Below are 19,189 nucleotides of genomic sequence, written 5' to 3'. Positions count from 1 at the left end.
GCCGGTTACGCGGGCACCAGGCAGCGCTGGGGCGAGGCGGGTGAGGGACGGGGCGCGGCAGGCGCAGGCCAGGCGGGGCGCGGCAGGCGCGGGCCAGGCCGGGCGCGGCAGGCGCGGGCCAGGCCGGGCGCGGCAGGCGCGGGCCAGGCCGGGCGCGGCAGGCGCGGGCCAGGCCGGGCGCGGCAGGCGCGGGGGCAACGCCGAGCGGCAGGACCGTGGCAAGGCCGGGCGCGGCGGGGCGGGGGCTACTCGGTGGCGCGGCCCGTGGGGTCGTCGGCGAGGTCGTCTTCGAGGGCGACGCCGCCCACGGGGTCGCGCAGCCACTCGACGAGGCGCCAGCGCCGCCCCGAGCCGGAGCCGGAGCCCGCCGCAACGCCGGCCCCGGCCGCGGCGGCCGCGGCGCCGGCCGGGACGCCGGCGCCGCCACGAGCCGCGGGGCCAGCGCCAGCCGCGCCAGCCGCGCCAGCAGCGCCCTCGTCGACGCTCTCGAGGTGCGCGAGACCGGTGTTGAGCAGCTGGTGCGTGCCGGCGAAGCCGCCCTCGACGTCGATGCAGCGGCCGGTCACCCAGGTGCGGATGGCGGCGCCGTGGCTGATCACGACCACGGGCCGGGCGGCCGCCACAGCCGCCGAGATCGCGGCGTCGTAGCGGGCGAAGAACTCGTGGCCGTTCTCGGCGCCTGGCATGCGCACGTCGAGGTCGCCTTCGGCCCAGGCGAAGCAGGTGGCGTTGTACTCGCCCTGCGACTTGCGGTCCGACAGCATCTCGAGCGAGCCGGCCTGGATCTCCTTCAGCCCGTCGAGCACCGTCGGGGTCAACCCGTGAGAGGCGGCGAGCGGCGCGGCGGTCTCCTGCGTGCGCACCAGCGTCGAGACGAACAGCGACCCGACCTCGTCGAGCCCGCGCTCGGCGAGACCCGCCGGGACGGCGGCAGCCTGGCGACGCCCGAGCGGGCTGAGCGGCAGCCCGGGCACCGCCGTGTCGAGCTGGCCTTTGATGTTCGCGGGGGTCTGGCCGTGGCGGATCAGCAGAAGTCGCAAGGTCGTGCTCTCAATCGATGGCGGCGGTCGGCGCGGCCAGGTGCTCCCAGTCGTGCTCGAAGATCTCGTCGAAATAGTGTGCCGCAGCGGTCGACTCGAGTACGACGCCGGCGTCACGATTCGTCGTCACACCGGCCGACGACCAGTTCTGGCTCGACACCAGCACTCGCGCCCCGTCGACCACGACGCCCTTGTTGTGCACGTTGTTCTGGATCTTCACGCTGGTCGTGACGGCGAGGCCGGCGGCCTGCAGCTTCTCGAGGAAGCCTGCCGTCTCGTACTCGCTCATGATGATCTTGACGTCGACGCCCGCCTTCTGGCGCGCCACGATCGCGGCCACGAGGGCTTCGAGGGGCGCCGACGCAACCGACGACACCTTGGGTAGCTCGATGTACTGGAACTGCATGTGCAGCGTCGACGTCGCGCTCTCGATGAGAGAGGTGACGGCACCGACGTAGACCCCGGCATCCGGTGTCAGCACCGGTGTCACGCGCGTGGTGTCGGTGACGACCGTCGACGCGAAGAACTGCGCGAACGGCGGCGTCTCGGCCAGCGGCAGCAGGGCGGGCTCGTCGATGAACTCCGAGACAGGGCCCGAGGTCGCATCGGCGTGCGCCGCGCCGGCCACGTCATGCGCCGACGCCACCGCGAGGTCGTTCAGCAGGAACGCCTCGAAGGTCGCCGCCAGCCCCGCATCGTCGATGACCACGTGCCAGTCGCGATCGCCCGAGCGGGCCGCTGTCGCGTCGCCGGGGGTCGTCACCGGGTCGATGTCAGGCTGGTTCGAGTTGTTCCAGTTGCCGCTCGACACCCAGACCGACGACGAATCCCGCACGGCGACCTTGATGTGGTACGCCGTGGGGAAGATCCATGCAGCGGCCTCAGGGTCCATCCGCTCGAGCGCCCACGCCTGCGACAGGTCGTCGCCGAACGCCGTCACGAGCGAGGCGACGGTCTGCTCGTCGGTCTGGTCGGCAGTGGGGTTCTTCGACGGGTGGTCGAGCACCATCGTGACCGTCTTGCCGACGAGCACCTTCTCGACGGTCTGCAGCACGTGCGCCGAGGTAAAGTCGTACATGCCGACGGTGAGCGACGTCTTCGTGTCCGTCAGGAAGGCCGAGAGCGTCGGCCACCCGGAGTCGGGGCTCGCGCTGAGCGTGATCGACGTCGACGGGGTCAACGTGACGGGTGCGAGCGAGGCGCCGGCGGGCGCCGTGTAGTCGAGCTCGGGCTTGGCGGCGAGGGGGCGGGCAATCGTCTGCAGGGGCACGAACCGGGCCACGGCACCTCGGTCGACGCGCCACTCGTCAGCGAACTCGGGCACTGCCCCGTAATCGGGAGCCGGGCCGACCTGGCGGGCGTACGCCGCTGGATCCTGCACCTGAAGCGTCTTGCGCGGCGACGCGACCCGCACGTCGACCGGCACGCCCTCGATCTCGTCAGGAAGACCGGAAACCGTGGTCGTGACGGTGACGACCACCGCGGGCGTGTCGGTGATCCACCCCTCGTGGAAGGCGTAACCGGGTCGGACGCTCAGCACCCCCGGCAGCGCCAGCTCGGTCTGGTGCGCGCGGATGAGATCGCTGATCGAAGAGAAGTCGGCTGCCATGGCCCCACGCTAGGCCCGGCCACCGACAGCCGGGCTGAACCCAGGGTGGACCGAGTAGGACGGAGAGGTGAAGAAGCCCCTCGCCGTCCTGTTCGACATCGATGAGACCCTCGTCCACACCGGCGGCGCCGGAGGCCGCTCGTGGACGGACGCCTTCGACGAGATCTACGGGGTGAAGGCCGACATCGGCCAGCACTCCTCTGCCGGCGAGACCGACCCGCAGGTCGGCCGCGCCACCTTCAAGGGCTACCTCGACCGCGACCCGAGCGACGAAGAGATGGCGCATCTCTACGCTCGCTACCTCTGGCACCTCGCCGACGAGATCCAGGGCCCCGGCTACAAGGTCTTCGACGGCGTCGACGACACGCTGAAGACCCTTCAGGATGCGGGCGTGGTCGTCGGCATCATCTCGGGCGCCATGGAGGGCGCGGCCCGCACCAAGCTGGAGCGCGGCCGCCTCGGCCGCTACTTCGTCTTCGGCGGCTATGGCAGCGACTCGCCCGACCGCGACGAGGCCACCCGCATCGCGATCCGCAAGGCGGCGCAGCTCGTCGGCCACGACCTCGCCCCCGACGAGGTCTTCGTCGTCGGCGACACCCCGCACGACATCACCTCGGCTCACGCGGCCGGGGCGACGGGTATCGGCTGCGCCACCGGCCACTACAGCGTGCAAGAGCTGCAGGACGCCGGGGCCGACGCTGTGCTCGCGAGCCTCACCGAACCGTTCCCGGGCGTCTAGCCCGCACGGCCCGCACTCCCCCACCCAGGGGATGAAATCCGGTGGGCCGCACGGACGAGCTTGGCCGGATCCGCCCCGTTACTCAGGTATCGTTCGGGTTCGCCACTGTTTCCGATGATTGGGTTCCGGAATGTCCGAAACGACCCGCAGCCGGCTCCGTGTGCGCCCGCGGCACGTGATCCGGTACGTGGCGATCGTGGTCGTGCTCGTGCTTCTCGCGGCCGTGGCCTACGCCGCCTACAGCTACCACACGTTCACGTCGAACGTCACTCACATCGACGCGATCCCGACCTCGTCGACGACCGCGTCGTCGTCGGCCGGGCAGAACATCCTGCTGGTCGGCGACGACCACCGCCCCGCCGACGCGTCGGCGGCCGAACTCGCCCAGCTCGGCACCACGCAAGACGGCGGCGGCACCAACACCGACACGATGATGGTGCTGCACATCCCGTCGAACGGCGCGAAGGCGTCGCTCATCTCCTTCCCCCGCGACTCGTGGGTGAACATCCCCGGCTTCGGCATGGGCAAGCTCAACGCCGCGTTCGCGTACGGCAGCGAGAAGGGCGGCGACGCGGGCGGCGCCCAGTTGCTCGTCAAGACGATCGAGAACCTCTCGGGCCTCCACATCGACCACTTCGTGCGCATCTCGCTTCTCGGTTTCTACGACGTCGCAGCGGCCCTGCCCGACATCAAGGTGTGCCTCACCAGCGCAGTCGACGACAGCTACTCGACTTTCAAGGCGCCCGCCGGCATCTCGACGCTCGACGCACAGCAGGCGCTGGCCTTCGTGCGCCAGCGACACGGGCTGCCCGAGGGCGACCTCGACCGTGAGATCCGCCAGCGCTACTTCCTCACCGCCGAAGCCAAGAACTTCCTCTCGCCGGCGGTGCTGCTCAACCCGTCGCGCCTCCAGAAAGCCCTGAAGGCAGTGAGCGGCGCGGTGCAGACCGACCCGGGCCTCAAGATCCTGTCGCTCGCGTCGCAGCTGAAAGACCTCGCCGGCGGCAACCTCAACTCGGTCACGATCCCCGTGTCGGGCACGCCGACGATCTACTACGGCGGCTCGTACGTCTCGATCGTGCAGGTCGACACGGCGGCGATGCCCGCGTTCGTCGCGAAGCTCGACGTGAAGTCGACGCCGGCCTCGTCGGCCCCCGCGGCACCCGCCGCGACGGTCGGCGGCACCCTCGTCACCGTGCTGAACGGCAGCGGGGTCAGCGGCGCCGCGGCGACCAACACCTCGACGCTGCAGACGGCGGGCTTCAAGGTCACCGCCCCGTCGACCGTATCGGCGCGCTCGGCCACGACCATCCAATACCCCGCCTCGATGGCCGGCCAGGCGGCGCTGGTCGCGAAGTACGTGCCCGGGGCGACCCTCGAGGCCGTGAGCGGCGTGAGCAACGTGACCGTGGTGCTCGGCACCGACGGCAAGTCGGCGAAGTCGACGGCGTCGGCGGGGTCGTCCGGCTCGTCGTCGTCCGGCTCGGGGTCCGGGTCGGGGTCGACGGCTGCAGGATCCGGCGGCTCGGCCTCGTCCTCCGGCTCGGGCTCGGCCGCGACCCCGGCCGCCTCCACGGTCCCCTGCATCAACTGACGGGGGTCTCCCCGCCGGCGCCGCCGATCCGGTGCCGCACCGCCCATCCCGGCGGTCTCCCGCTGAACTCGCGGTCTCCCGCTGAACTCGCGGTCTCCCGCTGAACTCGCGGTCTCCCGCGCACGTTGCGGTGTCGCGCCGAACCCGCGCTGCCTCAGCGAACCCGCGGTGCCCGGGAGATCTGCGCCCGGCCCCGAAAGTACGCGGGCACGAGGCGAACTCGGCGCCACGCAGCAGGCCCCGCCCGGGCATTCTGCGCCCGGCCGCGAAAATACGCGGGCACGAGGCGAACTCGGGGCCACGCAGCAGGGCCCGCCCGGGCATTCTGCGCCCGGCCGCGAAAGTACGCGGGCACCAGGCGAACTCGGCGCCACGCAGCAGGGCCCGCCCGGGCGTTCTGCGCCCGGCCGCGAAAGTACGCGGGCACGAGGCGAACTCGGCGCCACGCAGCAGGGCCCGCCCGGGCATTCTGCGCCCGGCCGCGAAAGTACGCGGGCACGAGGCGAACTCGGGGCCACGCAGCAGAGCCCCCCGGGCGTTCTGCGCCCGGCCGCGAAAGTACGCGGGCACCAGGCGAACTCGGCGCCACGCAGCAGGCCCCGCCCGGGCGTTCTGCGCTCGGCCGCCACACTGCGCGGGCACCGAGCGAACTCGGGGCCACGTGGCATCCTGCGCCTGCGCCCGCACTCGCGTCGCCCGCGAGCCTGCCCGCACGCGCAGAAGCCGCCGACCCGAGGGCCGGCGGCTTGTGCGTGTGACTGGGGAGTCGGTTACAGCAGGTTCGTGCGCTGGCGACGAACGAGCGCCAGGACGATCATGAAGGCGATGCCGAGGGCGACTGCGCCGGCGGCGCTCCACACGACGAGCATCGAGACGGTCGAGCCGGTGAAGGCGAGCGCACCGCTGGTGCTGGCGGCGGTGCCGTCAGCGGGCACGACGCTCAGCGCGGCGGTCGCCACGTTGCCGGAGGTCGCACCGGTCGCGGTGAGCGTGTAGGTGCCGCTCGCGCCGGCCGGCAGCGTGACCGAGACCGAGTCGGCGCCAGTCGAGGTGGCTGCCTTCGTCAGGGTCACGGTCTGCTGCGCGAGGGCTGCGAGCTGCACGCGGCCGGCGCCGGTGACCGAGAAGGTGACGTTCTCGCCCGGGTCGAACGAGCCGCTGGCGAAGCCGACGGTGTCCGTGCCGCCGGCGACGACGGCGCCCGACACGGTGACGTTGCTGGACGGCACGTAGCCTGCCGCGTTGGCGGCAGCCGGGGCGACGAACATCGCGCCGAGAACGAGTGCGGATGCTGTTGCGATCTTGGTGATTTTGCGCATGAGTGGCCCCCTAGAACCTTGGTGTGACACGACTCCCCTGAGACGTGCAGTTTGCTCAGCTTAGGGGTGATTCACAGGAGATCGACAACTTTTTTGGGTCGATTGCGTTAATAGTCGGTGTCTGGACGACGCTCGGCGCGGCAGAACGTGCGGCGCCGCCGAGGAACTCGATTCGCCACGTCGTCGTTTTGCCTGGTGAGAGCTTGGTTTCGAACTGTGCCACCGGGTAGGTGCCGTCGACCGCGTTGTGCACCGAACGAGGCACACCATCCTGAGAGGCACCGACGAAGACACCCGTTTTGGGGGCATAGACCGACACGGTGGTCTGGATCGCGCCGGGCGAGACCCCGAATGCCCCGCCGCCGGTCACGTACTCGGGCAGTGTCGTCGCTGCATCCTGCGGGGCGGTGTTGGTCAGGGTGACCTCGACGATCTGGTCGGGTCGGCCGTCGGTGCGGCACGCCTTCTGGCCGGCCGAGATCTGGGTCTTGAGGTAGTAGTCCATCTTGGCGCCGGTCGAGTCGTCGAGATAGACGCCGAACGCCGGCTTGGTCGGGGTGCTCGAGGGCAGCGCGCCCGACAGCGCCGTCGCGTCGACGGTGGCCTGCTCGGCGGGCCGGTCGCTCCAGAGCAGCAGCCGGTGTTCGTCGGTCGCGTGCGTGAGGCCCGTGAGGAGGGCGGAGGGGTCGAAGGATCCCGACGCGATCTTCTGGAAGACGGAGGCGGCGGCTCCGGCGAAGAAGGCGTCCTGCTCGGCGGGCACCGGGTATTTCGCGTAGGAGTCGCTGAGGAGGGTCTGCACGGCGTTCTGGCTCGTCAGCGTCTCGCCGGTGGGCAGCGTGATGGGCCCGGTCGCCTCGAGGAGGTAGCCGAGGGCGACGGGATCGATCGACAGCACGCCGTCGACGGTGGTGCCGTACTTCTGCTTCCACATGGCCTGAGCGATCTTGGCGCTGAGGTCGAAGCGCGGGGTCAGCGTGACGTCTTGCATGTACTCGCCGGTGATGCTGCCGTAGATGCCCTCGGTCTCAGTCGGCAGCTTCAGGGCGGGGGTGGCCGCCTGCGGGAAGTCGGCCGAAGAGGCCTGCTGGCCCAACGTGATCCTGCCGCCCTGGGCGTGAATCTCGGCGAGCGCGCCGGGGATGCCCCCGGTCGAGCGCACCTCGGCGTTGTTCTGGAAGAGGATCAGGTAGGTGCGGGGCCCGTCCCCACCGAGCATCTGCGGCAGCAGCGTGAGGGCATGGTCGGCCTCGTCGGCTGCGCCCGAGGCCTTGGCGAGCACGGAGACGAGTTGGTCGACCGCAGAGTCGACCTGCTTGACCGCGTCACCGGTGTCGATGCCCCGGGCCACGGCGAGCTGGCTGCGCAGGTCGGCGGCGGCGCGACCCACGGCGGGCTGAGCCGCGGTCAACGGCTCGAGGTCGATCGCACCGCCGGTGGGCTTGAACTGCGACACCTTGAGGGTGCTCGCCACCTTGGTGACCGGCACGATCGCGTTGTCCGAGACGTTCGACAGCACCGCCGACACCTGGCGCACCGCGCGCAGATCACCCCCGACGAGCGGCAGGATCTCGGCGCCTCGCCACACCGGGTCGCTGGTCAGCTTGCGGGCGTCGTCGGCGTTCGACGCCAGCTGCTGGGCGGTCGTCTGGGCGCCGCTCGAGTCGCCGCTCGCTATCTGCTGTTCGACGGTGGTGGCGAGCGACACCGAGGTCTTGAGGTGCCGCTCGGCGAGCACCGCACGGATGCCGATCCAGGCCACGCATGCGACCAGCAGGATCACGACGACCAGCACGATCCAGCGCACGGGGTGACGCTTTCTCGCCCGTTCTGGTCGAAGCGCGACTCGACGCCCCCCCGACGCAACTGACATGGGCTCATTCAATCATGCGGCTGGCTCTCTGCTGTTCTTGCGCCTTGGCGGCATCTGGGCGCGGGCCCGCTACGGTCGCAGAGTGACCAGAAGATTGCGCCGAGGTGAATGGATCGCCTTCGTCGTCGTGCTGGCCGCTGTGCTCACGATCGTGCTCTGGCCCACCCACGTCGACGCCCCCGTCGACGGCGCCCTCAGCCACGTGCTCGCCGCCCTGCACCGGCACGGCGTGCCCGGCTGGGTCGACTACGACTTCGTGCAGAGCGCCGCCAACGTGGTGATGTTCTTGCCGGTCGGGGCGCTGCTCGCGTCGCTGTTCGTGCCGCAGCTCTGGTGGGCGTCGGGCGTGCTCGGGCTCACCCTCTCGCTGTGCATCGAGTTCACGCAGTACACGTTCTTGCCGGGGCGGACGGCGTCGGCCGGCGACCTCATGACGAATACGGGTGGGGCGCTGGTCGGGGGTGCGCTCGTCGCGATCGTGCGGTGGTCGAGGGCGCCGGGCCTGGAGTCAGAGCCGGATTGACGACTCGTTCGCGTGGTACCAGTCGATAGTCGACCGCAGCCCCTCGTCGAGCCCGATCGTGGACCGCCAACCATGTTCGGCCAGGAGGGAGACGTCCAAGAGCTTCTGAGGCGTTCCATCGGGCTTGCTCGAGTCCCACTCGGTGTGTCCCGAAAACCCGACCGCGTCGGCTACCGCAGCGGCGATCTCGCGGATCGTCACGTCGGAGCCTGTTCCCACATTGACTTGCGACGGGCCGTCGTAGTTTTCGAGAAGGTGCAGAACAGCCGCGGCGAGGTCGTCGACGTGCAAGAACTCGCGTCGAGGTGATCCCGTCCCCCAATTGGTGACTGTAGGGAGACCGTCTCGTGCCGCTTCGTCGTAGCGACGGATGAGAGCCGGAAGGACATGAGACCCCTTCGGCGCGAAGTTGTCTCCCGGCCCGTAGAGATTTGTCGGCATGGCTGAAATCCAGGCGAGGCCGTGCTGACGACGAACCGCCTGAACCTGCATGATTCCCGCGATCTTGGCGATGGCGTACGCATCATTCGTCGGCTCGAGGTGGCCGGTCAGCAGAGAGTCCTCGCGAATCGGCTGTTCGGCGAACTTCGGGTAGATACACGACGACCCGAGGAAGATCAGCCTTTCGACGCCGGCTTCGACGGCAGCATCCATCACGTTGAGTTGGATCTGCAGATTCTCGGTGAGGAAATCGGCCGGATACGTGTCGTTCGCAAGAATGCCGCCCACTTTTGCTGCGGCCAGAGCCACGTATCTCGGCTTCACCTCTCGGAAGAAGTCGAAGACATCAGAGCGGCTGCGAAGGTCGAGTTCCCCGGAAGACCTGCCGACGAGGCCACTAAAACCCGCCGAACTGAAGCTCCGCCAGAGGGCCGAGCCGACCAGCCCGCGATGGCCGGCGATGTAGAAAGTCGCGTCGCGGTCCAGGGGCCGCGCCTCGAAGCTGCCGTCACTGATCGTCACTTGGTTCCCCAGCTCTCAAGGCGGACTTTGTCGATCCAGGGTCGACCGGCGTGAGCCAGCGCCTCGACGTCTGCCTCGACCATGATCCTCGCCAACTCGGCTGTGTCGATGGTGGCCTTCCACCCGAGCTTCTGCTCGGCTTTAGAGGCATCTCCTACGAGAGCGTCCACCTCGGAGGGGCGGAGGTACCGCTCGTCGAATCGAACGTATTCCTCCCACTTCAGCCCGACGTGCTCGAATGCGGTCGTCAAAAAGTCACGCACCGTGAAATGGCCACCTGTCGCCAGGACGAAGTCCTCGGGCTCGTCGACCTGCAGCATCCGCCACATCCCCTCGACGTATTCGGCCGCATAGCCCCAGTCGCGCACGGGGTCCAAGTTGCCGAGATAGAGCTCGTGCTGCTGACCCGCCTTGATTGCCGCGACTGCACGCGTGATCTTCCGTGTGACGAAGGTCTCGCCCCGCCGGGGCGACTCATGGTTGAAGAGAATTCCGTTCACCGCGAACATGCCGTAGGCCTCACGGTAGTTGCGGGTGACCCAATAGCTGTAGAGCTTGGCTGCGCCGTAGGGCGAACGCGGATAGAACGGGGTGTCCTCATGCTGGGGCGGCGGCGTCGCTCCGAACATCTCCGACGACGATGCCTGGTAGAAACGGGTGTGAATGCCCGACATGCGCACAGCTTCGAGCATGCGCATCGAACCGACACCTGTCGTGTCGCCCGTGTGCTCTGGTTCATCGAACGAGACTCGGACGTGAGACTGCGCGGCGAGGTTGTAGACCTCGTCCGGTTTGAGCTCGCCGAGCAGGCTGACGAGTCGCGCACCATCGCTCAGGTCTCCGTAGTGCAGGAACAGTTTTGCGCCCTGAGTGTGCGGATCGACGTACAGGTGATCGATCCGTGAGGTGTTGAATGTCGAGGCTCGTCGGATGAGACCGTGAACCTCGTAGCCCTTCGCAAGAAGAAGCTCGGCCAAATAGGAGCCGTCCTGGCCCGTGATACCGGTGATGAAGGCGCGCTTGTTCATATTTTCCCCACGTTGCTGATGAGCGTCCCGCCACCGAGGCGATCAGCCGCGGTCCGAGGACGCCAGTCCAGTCAACCAGTCTGAGAAGCGCGCTATGGCGTGACTCTCCGAGAGGTGTGTATCGCGGAACCGTCGCCCGGCCTCCCCCATCTCGGCTGCCCGCTCGCGGTCTCCGCCGACCCGGAGGACGGTTTCGAGCAGCGCATTGGGCTGGCCGGCTTGGACGTGGACGCCGCCTCCGCTGAGCGTGACCTCTCCCGCCGTCACGCTTCCGACCTCCGTGGCGGCGACCACGGGAAGCCCCGTGCTGAAGTACGAGGTCAGCTTGCTCGGCACCGACATCTCGGTGACGCCCGCGAGTTCGTTCACGAGAAGGACATCTGCGCTTCCGAGGGTTGCTTGGAACTGTGCGTCCGGAAGCGGGTCGATGAATTGAATCCGCTCGATCCCGGTCGCCTGCCGCTTCAAATCGACGCGCTGGTTGCCATCCCCCAGAAAGACGAACCGGACGCGTGATCCATCCCGATCTGCGACGCGACCTGCTTCGACGACGTTGCCCAGACCCTGTTTGACCCCCATGTTGCCGGCATGTAGCGCGATGATCTCGTCGTCCGCCCACCCCAGAGCACGGCGGGTCTCAACCCGGTCGATCGAACCCGCGGGCCTGAGATGCGACCAATTGCGAATCACGGAGAGCCGCGCCGATTGGACGCCGAGCCGGGTTTCTGCGATCTGCCGGAAGCGCTCGTGGATGACCGCCACCCCGTCGGCCGACCGCAGCACGAAGGACTCGACGCGAGTGACGAAGGCACTGCCGCCCGCGCCGCTCGCTCCAGTCTGAGCAACCCCCACGCTGTACAGGTCTTGAACCCAGACGCCTGTCGCCACCGGGCGGCGCAGAAGTCGGCCGAGAAGAGTGATCACCGCGTTTGCGAAGAGAGCCGGCGAAACCAGGAGCACCACATCAGGGCTACCCCAACGAGCGAACGCCGCGCGCACACCGAACGTGGTTTCAGAAATAAGTCTCGTGAGTGATGACGGCTTCGCCGGGATGAAGCTCTTCAGGCGCGTGACCGGCACCCCCCTGATCACCTCCGAGCTCTTCCACTGCCCGTAGCCGTTACGAACTCGCCACTCCGGGTAGTGAGGATGGCTCGTGATGACGCGGACTTGGATGCCGGAGGCCTTCAGCCCCGCTGCCAGAGCCGACGTGTACGGCGCGTTGCCGGTGGTTTCGGGTGCGTAGTGCATGCCGACGATTAGGATCTTGAGCGGCGGCACAGTCATAGGGCGACTGTACCCGTGAGGGTGACCGCCGTTCGTTCTGGGGAGACGCCGTTGACATCAGCACCGCACGCGCCGGGCGACCCTGACGCCGACGTGCCGGTCGTCCCGCTCGCGGACGCGCCGGGCGAGCGGACCTCGTGGGATCGTCCTGTCCACGTCGTGCTTGCGTGGGCCGTTGTCGAGTTACTCCTCGTCACAAATCCATGGCAAATCAGCTCGAGGCTTCGAGTCGCCGCCTTGAGAGCCTTCGGCGCTGAGATCGACGAAGGCGTGATCTTTCGCCCGCGCACCCGGGTCCGCTTCCCGTGGAAACTCCACATAGGGCGCGACAGCTGGATCGGCGAAGGTGTCTGGTTCCACAACCAGAACCACATCTACATCGGTCACGATGTCGTCATCTCGCAGGAGACGTTTCTCACCACGGGGAGTCACGCGCATCGACGCGACATGGCGCTCCTGACAAGACCGATTCGCGTTCACGCTGGTTCTTGGATCACCTCCAGGTGCGTCATTCTTGGCGGCGCCGAGCTCGGCCGCTCATGTCTCGTCGAACCTGGATCTGTTGTTCAAGGCGCAGTACCGGCGAACTCAATTTGGGGCACTCAGGGCGGGTTCGGCCTCAAGGGACGCCGGTTTTGAAGCGAGCGAAAGCCGATTCGGCCTTGGACGACGGGGAGGGAAGGTCGAGTTCCGACCCAGCGTTAGGAACCCCGGTGAAATCAGGCGGAAGAGGCCCGCACTTTCGGTCTTTTATGTCATGGGGCTCGGATAACATCAAGTGGCTTCCCATTGGGCAAGGAATTTCGTTCCTGGTCTCGACGGGCGGTTTTGCCCTTCTGGCTCGATCCCTCGGTCCAACTCCGTACGCGCATTTCGCCGTCATTCTCTTCGTGTTCACGGCCAGTTCGCTCCTCGCCGATCTATCACCACTCGGATTTCTGATCGTCCATGGTCGATCTCCGGCGACGCTGAAATCTGCACGGTCAGCCACACTCGCCTCCGCAATTTCAGGCACGATTGTCCTGCTGGGCGCGGTCGCGGTGCTCAATGAATTTTTACCTGGGAGCCGCATCGATTGGTACGAGTCCGGACTTCTTGTTGCGGCTTTTGTGGCGCAAATGACTGCTCAAGTTCCTCGCTCTCGCCTTGTTCTGGCTCGAAGGTACCGGGCCATGGCCATCGTGGATGCTACAACCCTCGTCGCGGGCGTCTCGATAGCTGTCGCAGGCTCGATCTGGACGCACTCCGCCTTGGTGCTGACACTTCAATTGGCAACGACGGCGGTACTCCGTGCCTTGATCGGCCCCGCCGTAGCTCAAAAGGTCGGCATGCAGGAAGGTCCTGCCGGCAACCATGGCGTCTCCGCCTTTGCAGCTCACTCCTACGGCCTGCGAAACATTCCCCTCAATCTCGCAACGTATCTGGGACGTTCACTGGATTCAGCTTTTTTGCCCACGCTGATTCCGGCAGTCGGTGCTGCCGGCTATGCGAGAAGCTACCAACTCGTAATCGTTCCGATAACCCAACTCCAGATGGCGCTGGGTGCATCCATTTTGGACAGGCTGTCCCGCGCGATGGAAGCGACCGGACAGCGCAAAAATGACTATGCAAAGTGGCTGTGGAGCCGTGTCGAAGCGCTGGCAGTCATTTCAGGTCTCTTGATTGGCATTTTTTCGTTCGCCATACAAGCAGTCTTATTCGGACCGAAATGGCCTGAAGTAAATGTCATCTTGGCAGCCGTGGCGTGCCAGTTGCCCTCTCTGGCGACAGCCACGCACTACTCATGGACACTTCAAGTCGACGGAAAGTTCCGGCAGACCGTGATGCATTTGGCAATCATGACGATGCCTCCTGTCGCTGTGCTGGTCGTCGCCGGAATTGGAAACACTCAATCTGCAGTTGTCGCTCTAGTGCTTTCCGCCTTCGTCCAATCGATGATCTTGGCGGTGGCAAATTCGGCACGAAGGCCATTCGGCTTTCTCCGCACGGCTGTCAGGGCTAGCGTTAGTTGGTCTGTTTTGGCCGCCATTTTTATTGCCGAAGCTCAAATCTCTCACTTCTGGCGGTTTAACTTTGGTCACTAGTCGAATGCGATGCGAAGTGCCCAATCAGGATCGAATTGGAGAGCGTCCCATTGCCTGAGTTCGCTTCCGCGCCCGAAAATCGGCCAACTGTACGGAGTGTCAACGATGCAGATGCAGCGGAATCGAACCGGCATCTCAGGGCAGTTGCGACTCGTGGTGACAACGGCCCCATGAATCTCATTCGCTTCGCTGCGGCCTTCTTCGTCGTTCTGGGCCACGCGCGGATGATCTTCTTCGAAAACTATTCCTCAGTCAACCCTTCAGCTATCCAAACTTTGTTCTACGGACTGACTTCAATCGGTCACCAAGCGGTCGTTATTTTCTTTGTGCTTAGCGGCTACTGGGTGGGTGGAAGTCTCGTTAGGCAAGTGAATAGACAGAAATTCACGTGGCGAAACTACGTGGGCAGCAGAGTAGTCCGACTTTGGATGGTTCTCATTCCGGCCCTACTTCTTACACTGTTGCTCGATGTCATCGGGCGGCATTGGTTCGGGTGGATGTCCACATATCGTGGCAGCCCCGTCTACAACGGCTTGGTTCCGCCCGCGGAATTACCAATAACGGCGCCCACATTTTTCGGCAATGCTTTGTTTTTAGGCGCCATACGCGTACCTACCTTTGGCTCAAACACGTCACTATGGTCGCTTGGCTATGAATTTTGGATGTACGTGTTGGCAGCCTTCGTCGTTCTTGGCATCTTCCGCCGAAAGCGGGCGATTGCAATTTGGGCTCTCCTGTTCCTTCTCACGACCATTGTGGTCGGCCTGGACGTCCTCAGCTATCTTCCTATCTGGCTCGCAGGAACCGGTGTTGCCGTTCTAAGGCCTCGAATCGAAAGATCACGGCTGATTGAGAATGGCAAGCTGATGACCTGCTTGCGCTGGCTGCTCGTGGCCGCAACCTTCGGCGTGTCCCTTGCAGTTCGTGGCCTCCATGTCTCGACAAGCGTTTCTGACTATCTCGTTGCAATAGTTTGTGTGCTCCTTTTAGCGTCAATGACCACTGGATTTGAGAATCGACGTTGGAGCATGGGACCCGTCGGATATCTCTCAGGATTAGCGAATAGCTCCTACTCGCTCTATGCCATCCATGCCCCAATCCTTGTTCTCGTAGCTTCCGTATGGGGCATCCGACTCGGTCACCGCTGGCCCTCGGACCCAGAACATTGGATCGCTCTCTTCGCAATCACCGTTGGGCTCGTGATGATTGCCCTCCTGTTTGCCCGTGTATTTGAGGACAGAACGGACTCAGTCCGTGGCTATGTCAGAAAGCTACTGAGGGTCAAATGACACGGTTGGATGGCGCGCAGACCGCTCGTGCACGCCGAGTAATCGGCCGCAAGTTCCCTTGCGGCGTTCTGGATTCATCTCGCGCCCTCGCCCAAGGACCCCACGACCTCATTGGAGACTTGTGCCCATCTCAAACGTGATTCAAATGAATGTCCGCCTTTCGGAAGGCGGTGCGGCTGGCGTTGCCAGGACGCTCGCGGATGAGTTGCGGAGCCGAGGCATCGAGAGCCCCTTCGCCTACGGCTATTCTAAAGGCGGAGCGCCGTCCCCACTTGAGGTCGAATACGATGCGCTCAGGATTACGCCCGCACCTATTGCCGCGTTGAACCGAGCTGCCTACTCGTTGATCGGCAGAGAGACCAAGCTGACGAGCCACTCTAAATGGAACGCCTTTCGAGAGCGTCTGGCATCAGCCGATGTAATTCACCTTCACGCGGTCCACAGCCACATAGTCGATGCATCAATCTTGGTCGACGCTTTAGTCGACGCAGGAAAACCCGTCGTGTGGACACTTCACGATCAATGGACCATGACCGGACGATGCGCCCAACCAGGAGACTGCGCCGGGTGGAAGACGGGTTGCCTGGCATGCCCTAACCTTGCCGCATATCCTCCCGCAAAAGTCGACAATGCTGCACGGCGGTGGCGTGAGCGCCGAGATCTCATCGACCGTTTGAGCAAGGCCGTCCCGTTCCGCATGGTCGCCTGTGCTGACTGGCTCGCTCGCGAAGCTCTCATCGCATATCCCGCGGGGGTATCCGTAGTTCGGAATGCGGTCGATTCCAGTTTCTGGGAGGCTTGCAAGGTGACTGAAAGGGCGCAAAATCAGGCAGACTCGACCCTTTTTATGTGTCGAGACCTTCGTGACGCCAATAAGGTGAGCTGGCCGTTGCTTCGTACCCTAGCCACGTTGCCTAACCACACTTTGACAATCGTGGGGGACAATGCCGAACAATCCGTCGAGGGCGCAACCTCGTTGCCGGCGCTTTCAGATAGAACCGCGCTGGCCGCACTCATGAAGAGCCACACTCGCCTCGTATTCACCTCTAGAGTCGACTACTTTCCCCTAACAATCATTGAGGCACTGACGGCAGGAATGGAGGTATTCGCAATTGACTCTGAAGCCGCCCGCGAGTTCAGCTCCGAACCGCGAGTCCACACATTCGCAAACGAAAGGTCTCTCCTTGAAGCCGTTTCAAAGCATTCGCGAGACCTGCGAGTCGGTACGCACGAGACCATCTCGTCGAGCATTCAGGAATTCTTTGCCCCTACGAGGATGGCGGACGAATATATCTCGATATACGAAGAATTGACAGCTCGATGAATCGTCAGAATTTGGTCGGTATATTCGCATTCATTACCGTCATCAGTCAGCATTTTGCACTGGTTAACATCGGAACATACCCCCTGACACTAGGGTTTCTCTCCGGTTGCGTCCTTGTGGCACTCGCAAGTCGAGGCATATCACTGCAAGTTCTGACGGCAGTATGGATGCCATTGTTAGCTTTAGCCTCTTTGGCCGCGCTTGTCCAGCCAGAAACAACCAATGCTTTTGATTTTGGCACAACGCTTGCGCTTGCCTTGGTCACAACTTTCTTCATCGCGGGTAGTTCAAGAGGATTTAGAGATGAGCTCTGGGCTTCGCCTGCTCTCTGGGGTGCACTTAGGGCATGTTTAGCGGTTGTTGTGACCCTTTCAGCAGTTCAGGTCGCCAGCGGGCACTTTGGCATTGGCTTCTTTTTTAATCCGTTCCGCAGCTTTCAATACGGCCATCAGTACGCACCCGAACTGCAGTTCACGTCTTATCCGCGTGCAGAGGGCTTCTTCCTTGAACCGTCTTACGACGCGTTTGTCATTGGCACTTTGAGTGTGGCGCTTCTTCTTCAACGCAAACATCTTAAGAGCACTTTGATCCTCGCTTTCGTCGGGATGGCCTGTACTCAGTCCGCAACGGGCCTAATTCTGCTGCTTTGCATAGCGTTGATTTTCGCAATGAAGTCGAAGCCTGGAATAGCGATTGCAGTGGTCACGGCTTCGCTTCTGCTCGTAGCTATCCTCGGACGCTACCTGGTTGGAAGGCTATCGTCCATCAACGCGACCGGATCGAGCGCAAACTATCGCCTCGTTGAACCAATAAAAGTAATTCGAGATGTACTAACGTTGCATCCGCTCGGCATGCCATTGGGTTCGATCTACGACGTCGTTGCCAAATACGGATTAGTCATGGATGGAGTCCAGCAGACCATCTCCCTCGATAATGGTCTCTACGTGGTGATCTATTACTTCGGGTGGATTGGCCTTGGTCTCCTGCTCCTCTTTGCAGGTTGGGCTGTTCGGGGACTATTCCGTCCATCTCAGAGGGGTGGACCCTCAGTCGTGACTTGGGTGGGGCCTATATGGCTTCTGGGAGCGATGCTCTTTTCCGGCGGGATAGTTGCACCTGAGTTTGGCCTGATGACGTGGATACTGCTCTCCACCTACCGCTCGGCCAGGATGGGAGAATCGCAAATTGAGTACACCGAGAATCGACCTGACGGTCGTAACCGTGACCTACAACGACGTGTCGGGTTTACGAAGAACACTCGAATCCGTGCGCGCACTCATGACATCTGCTGATGGCAGTCTAGAAGTCATCGTCATGGACGGGGGAACCGCGATAGGCCTCGAGGAGGCAACTCGAGACTTCCCGTGGGCGCAGGTCGACACGGGGAGGGACGGGGGAATTTATGATGCCATGAATAAGGGCATGCAGAAGGCAAGGGGCCAATTCATTTGGTTCCTAAACGGCGGCGACGAGTGCCTCGTTAGCGATTATTTGGATGTGGAAAGTCTTCTTAGGCGCAACAGCGAGACGATGATTCTCGCTGACTATGAGTTGGCATTCGCCGACCGGAGCATCCACCGCCGTGCACGGCCTGCAAAATATATTTGGCATGGTCTACCGACTTCGCATCAGGCGATTTTGTATCCCACAGTTTTAGCCAAGAATGTGGGCTACGATCCCAATTTCACAATTTCTGCCGACTATCAACTGACCGCGCAAATGTTGACCGATCAGGTACCGGCCCGGGTCGAACACCTCACCATTGCGCGTTTCTACGCCGACGGCGTTTCCTCGTCGCAAGCCCACCGCGTTGCAGCTGAAGCAAGGCAGGTTCAGAAGTACATCCTGGGTACTTCTATTTGGCATCAGAGCCTCAGCCAGGTTCGCCACCGCATTTCGCGGCTACTACGTCAAATACTTTCAAATCACTAGACCAGCAAGAGGAGCTTGGATGCGCCGCCCATTCCCTGAATCCGGATATTGGAAGCAAGATTTTAGGAGATATCCGACTGGCTCATGGCTCCTTCAACCGGCTCTTTGGGCGATCGCCGTCTATCGGTTTGGCAGGTGGACCATGTGGGCCCCCCTGCCGATTCGGCCGGCGGCGCATGGGTTGTATTTCTTCCTCTATTCCGTCGTTCGACTTCTTACAGGGATCGACATACCTAGAAAGGCGAGCATCGGGCCTGGCCTTCTCATCCACCATTTCGGCGGGATCATCGTCAATCCGTCAACGGTCATCGGGTCAAATTGCGTCATGCGTCAGGGCGTCACGCTTGGGACGCAGCAAGACGGCGGGAAGTGCCCTTCACTCGCGAACAACGTCTCCTTGGGCGCCTACGCTCAGGTTCTAGGGGGTATTAGACTCGGCGATAATGTTGTAGTGGGGGCAATGAGTGTCGTTCTGAAGGACGTTCCTAGCGGGCAAACTGTTGTCGGAATTCCGGCAAGGCCTATATCGTAAATGGTCTGAGGACCATCTCAACTCTAATCGCGGACGATGCGCAGAGTTGTCGC

At 64.0% G+C, this 19,189-nt stretch carries 17 protein-coding genes; 10 read left to right on the top strand and 7 right to left on the bottom strand.

Features of this window, described 5'->3' with window-relative positions:
- Nucleotides 1-245: 245 nt before the first annotated feature.
- Entirely contained in the window at nt 246-1,040 is a 795-nt protein-coding gene (locus AX769_RS10375) for a histidine phosphatase family protein (RefSeq protein ID WP_066278914.1), read from the bottom strand.
- Nucleotides 1,041-1,050: 10 nt separating this feature from the next.
- The gene (locus AX769_RS10370; protein WP_066278911.1) at nt 1,051-2,649 is read right to left on the bottom strand and encodes a phospholipase D-like domain-containing protein; all 1,599 of its coding nucleotides are present in this window, start codon (nt 2,647-2,649) and stop codon (nt 1,051-1,053) included.
- A gap of 67 nt (nt 2,650-2,716) precedes the next feature.
- On the opposite strand from AX769_RS10370, the gene AX769_RS10365 reads away from it, so the two are divergent.
- Together AX769_RS10365 and AX769_RS10360 are read left to right on the top strand one after the other, a co-directional pair.
- A complete protein-coding gene (locus tag AX769_RS10365) occupies nt 2,717-3,388 on the top strand; it encodes an HAD family hydrolase (protein WP_066278908.1) in 672 nt (223 codons plus the stop codon).
- A gap of 130 nt (nt 3,389-3,518) precedes the next feature.
- Complete coding sequence (locus tag AX769_RS10360) at nt 3,519-4,982, top strand: LCP family protein (RefSeq protein ID WP_066278906.1); 1,464 nt, start codon at nt 3,519-3,521, stop codon at nt 4,980-4,982.
- A 770-nt stretch (nt 4,983-5,752) separates the two neighbouring features.
- Here the strand turns inward: AX769_RS10360 and AX769_RS10355 are convergent.
- Nucleotides 5,753-6,301: a hypothetical protein gene (locus tag AX769_RS10355; RefSeq protein WP_066278904.1), complete on the bottom strand. Its 549-nt coding sequence runs from the start codon at nt 6,299-6,301 to the stop codon at nt 5,753-5,755.
- Nucleotides 6,302-6,356: 55 nt separating this feature from the next.
- Nucleotides 6,357-8,108, bottom strand: coding sequence for a DUF4012 domain-containing protein (locus AX769_RS10350; RefSeq protein ID WP_066278901.1), 1,752 nt, complete (start codon nt 8,106-8,108; stop codon nt 6,357-6,359).
- 148 nt (nt 8,109-8,256) lie between these two features.
- On the opposite strand from AX769_RS10350, the gene AX769_RS10345 reads away from it, so the two are divergent.
- Nucleotides 8,257-8,697, top strand: a complete 441-nt coding sequence (locus AX769_RS10345; protein ID WP_157887565.1) for a VanZ family protein — start codon at nt 8,257-8,259, stop codon at nt 8,695-8,697.
- On the opposite strand, the gene AX769_RS10340 is transcribed toward AX769_RS10345, so the two are convergent.
- From AX769_RS10340 to AX769_RS10330, 3 genes are read right to left on the bottom strand one after another with little or no spacing between them, the layout of a single operon-like run.
- A complete protein-coding gene (locus AX769_RS10340) occupies nt 8,683-9,654 on the bottom strand; it encodes a GDP-L-fucose synthase (protein WP_066283483.1) in 972 nt (323 codons plus the stop codon). The two genes, AX769_RS10345 and AX769_RS10340, sit on opposite strands and share 15 nt — an antisense overlap.
- Before the next feature lie 2 nt (nt 9,655-9,656).
- Nucleotides 9,657-10,688, bottom strand: coding sequence for a GDP-mannose 4,6-dehydratase (gene gmd, locus AX769_RS10335; RefSeq protein WP_066278891.1), 1,032 nt, complete (start codon nt 10,686-10,688; stop codon nt 9,657-9,659).
- 42 nt (nt 10,689-10,730) lie between these two features.
- Entirely contained in the window at nt 10,731-11,975 is a 1,245-nt protein-coding gene (locus AX769_RS10330; protein ID WP_066278889.1) for a glycosyltransferase, read from the bottom strand.
- A gap of 15 nt (nt 11,976-11,990) precedes the next feature.
- Between AX769_RS10330 and AX769_RS10325 the strand changes: the two genes are divergently transcribed.
- The 7 genes from AX769_RS10325 to AX769_RS26010 all read left to right on the top strand — a co-directional run bounded on the left by AX769_RS10325 (nt 11,991) and on the right by AX769_RS26010 (nt 19,136).
- Entirely contained in the window at nt 11,991-12,614 is a 624-nt protein-coding gene (locus AX769_RS10325) for an acetyltransferase (protein ID WP_369824089.1), read from the top strand.
- Between the two features lie 74 nt (nt 12,615-12,688).
- Nucleotides 12,689-14,059: an oligosaccharide flippase family protein gene (locus AX769_RS23910; RefSeq protein WP_157887564.1), complete on the top strand. Its 1,371-nt coding sequence runs from the start codon at nt 12,689-12,691 to the stop codon at nt 14,057-14,059.
- A gap of 170 nt (nt 14,060-14,229) precedes the next feature.
- A complete protein-coding gene (locus AX769_RS23040) occupies nt 14,230-15,348 on the top strand; it encodes an acyltransferase (protein ID WP_082763700.1) in 1,119 nt (372 codons plus the stop codon).
- A gap of 145 nt (nt 15,349-15,493) precedes the next feature.
- Complete coding sequence (locus AX769_RS26015; protein ID WP_157887563.1) at nt 15,494-16,672, top strand: glycosyltransferase; 1,179 nt, start codon at nt 15,494-15,496, stop codon at nt 16,670-16,672.
- Nucleotides 16,669-17,964, top strand: a complete 1,296-nt coding sequence (locus AX769_RS23905; protein WP_157887562.1) for a putative colanic acid polymerase WcaD — start codon at nt 16,669-16,671, stop codon at nt 17,962-17,964. The genes AX769_RS26015 and AX769_RS23905 overlap by 4 nt, the downstream gene beginning before the upstream one ends.
- The gene (locus AX769_RS10320) at nt 17,894-18,604 is read left to right on the top strand and encodes a glycosyltransferase (RefSeq protein WP_157887561.1); all 711 of its coding nucleotides are present in this window, start codon (nt 17,894-17,896) and stop codon (nt 18,602-18,604) included. The genes AX769_RS23905 and AX769_RS10320 overlap by 71 nt, the downstream gene beginning before the upstream one ends.
- A 19-nt stretch (nt 18,605-18,623) precedes the next feature.
- Nucleotides 18,624-19,136: a serine O-acetyltransferase gene (locus tag AX769_RS26010; protein ID WP_082763695.1), complete on the top strand. Its 513-nt coding sequence runs from the start codon at nt 18,624-18,626 to the stop codon at nt 19,134-19,136.
- Nucleotides 19,137-19,189: the final 53 nt, after the last annotated feature.

Source organism: Frondihabitans sp. PAMC 28766, assembly GCF_001577365.1.
In the GTDB taxonomy this organism is placed as follows: domain Bacteria; phylum Actinomycetota; class Actinomycetes; order Actinomycetales; family Microbacteriaceae; genus Frondihabitans.
Note: the sequence above shows the minus strand (reverse complement) of the source record. Positions and strands in the feature narration are given on the sequence as shown.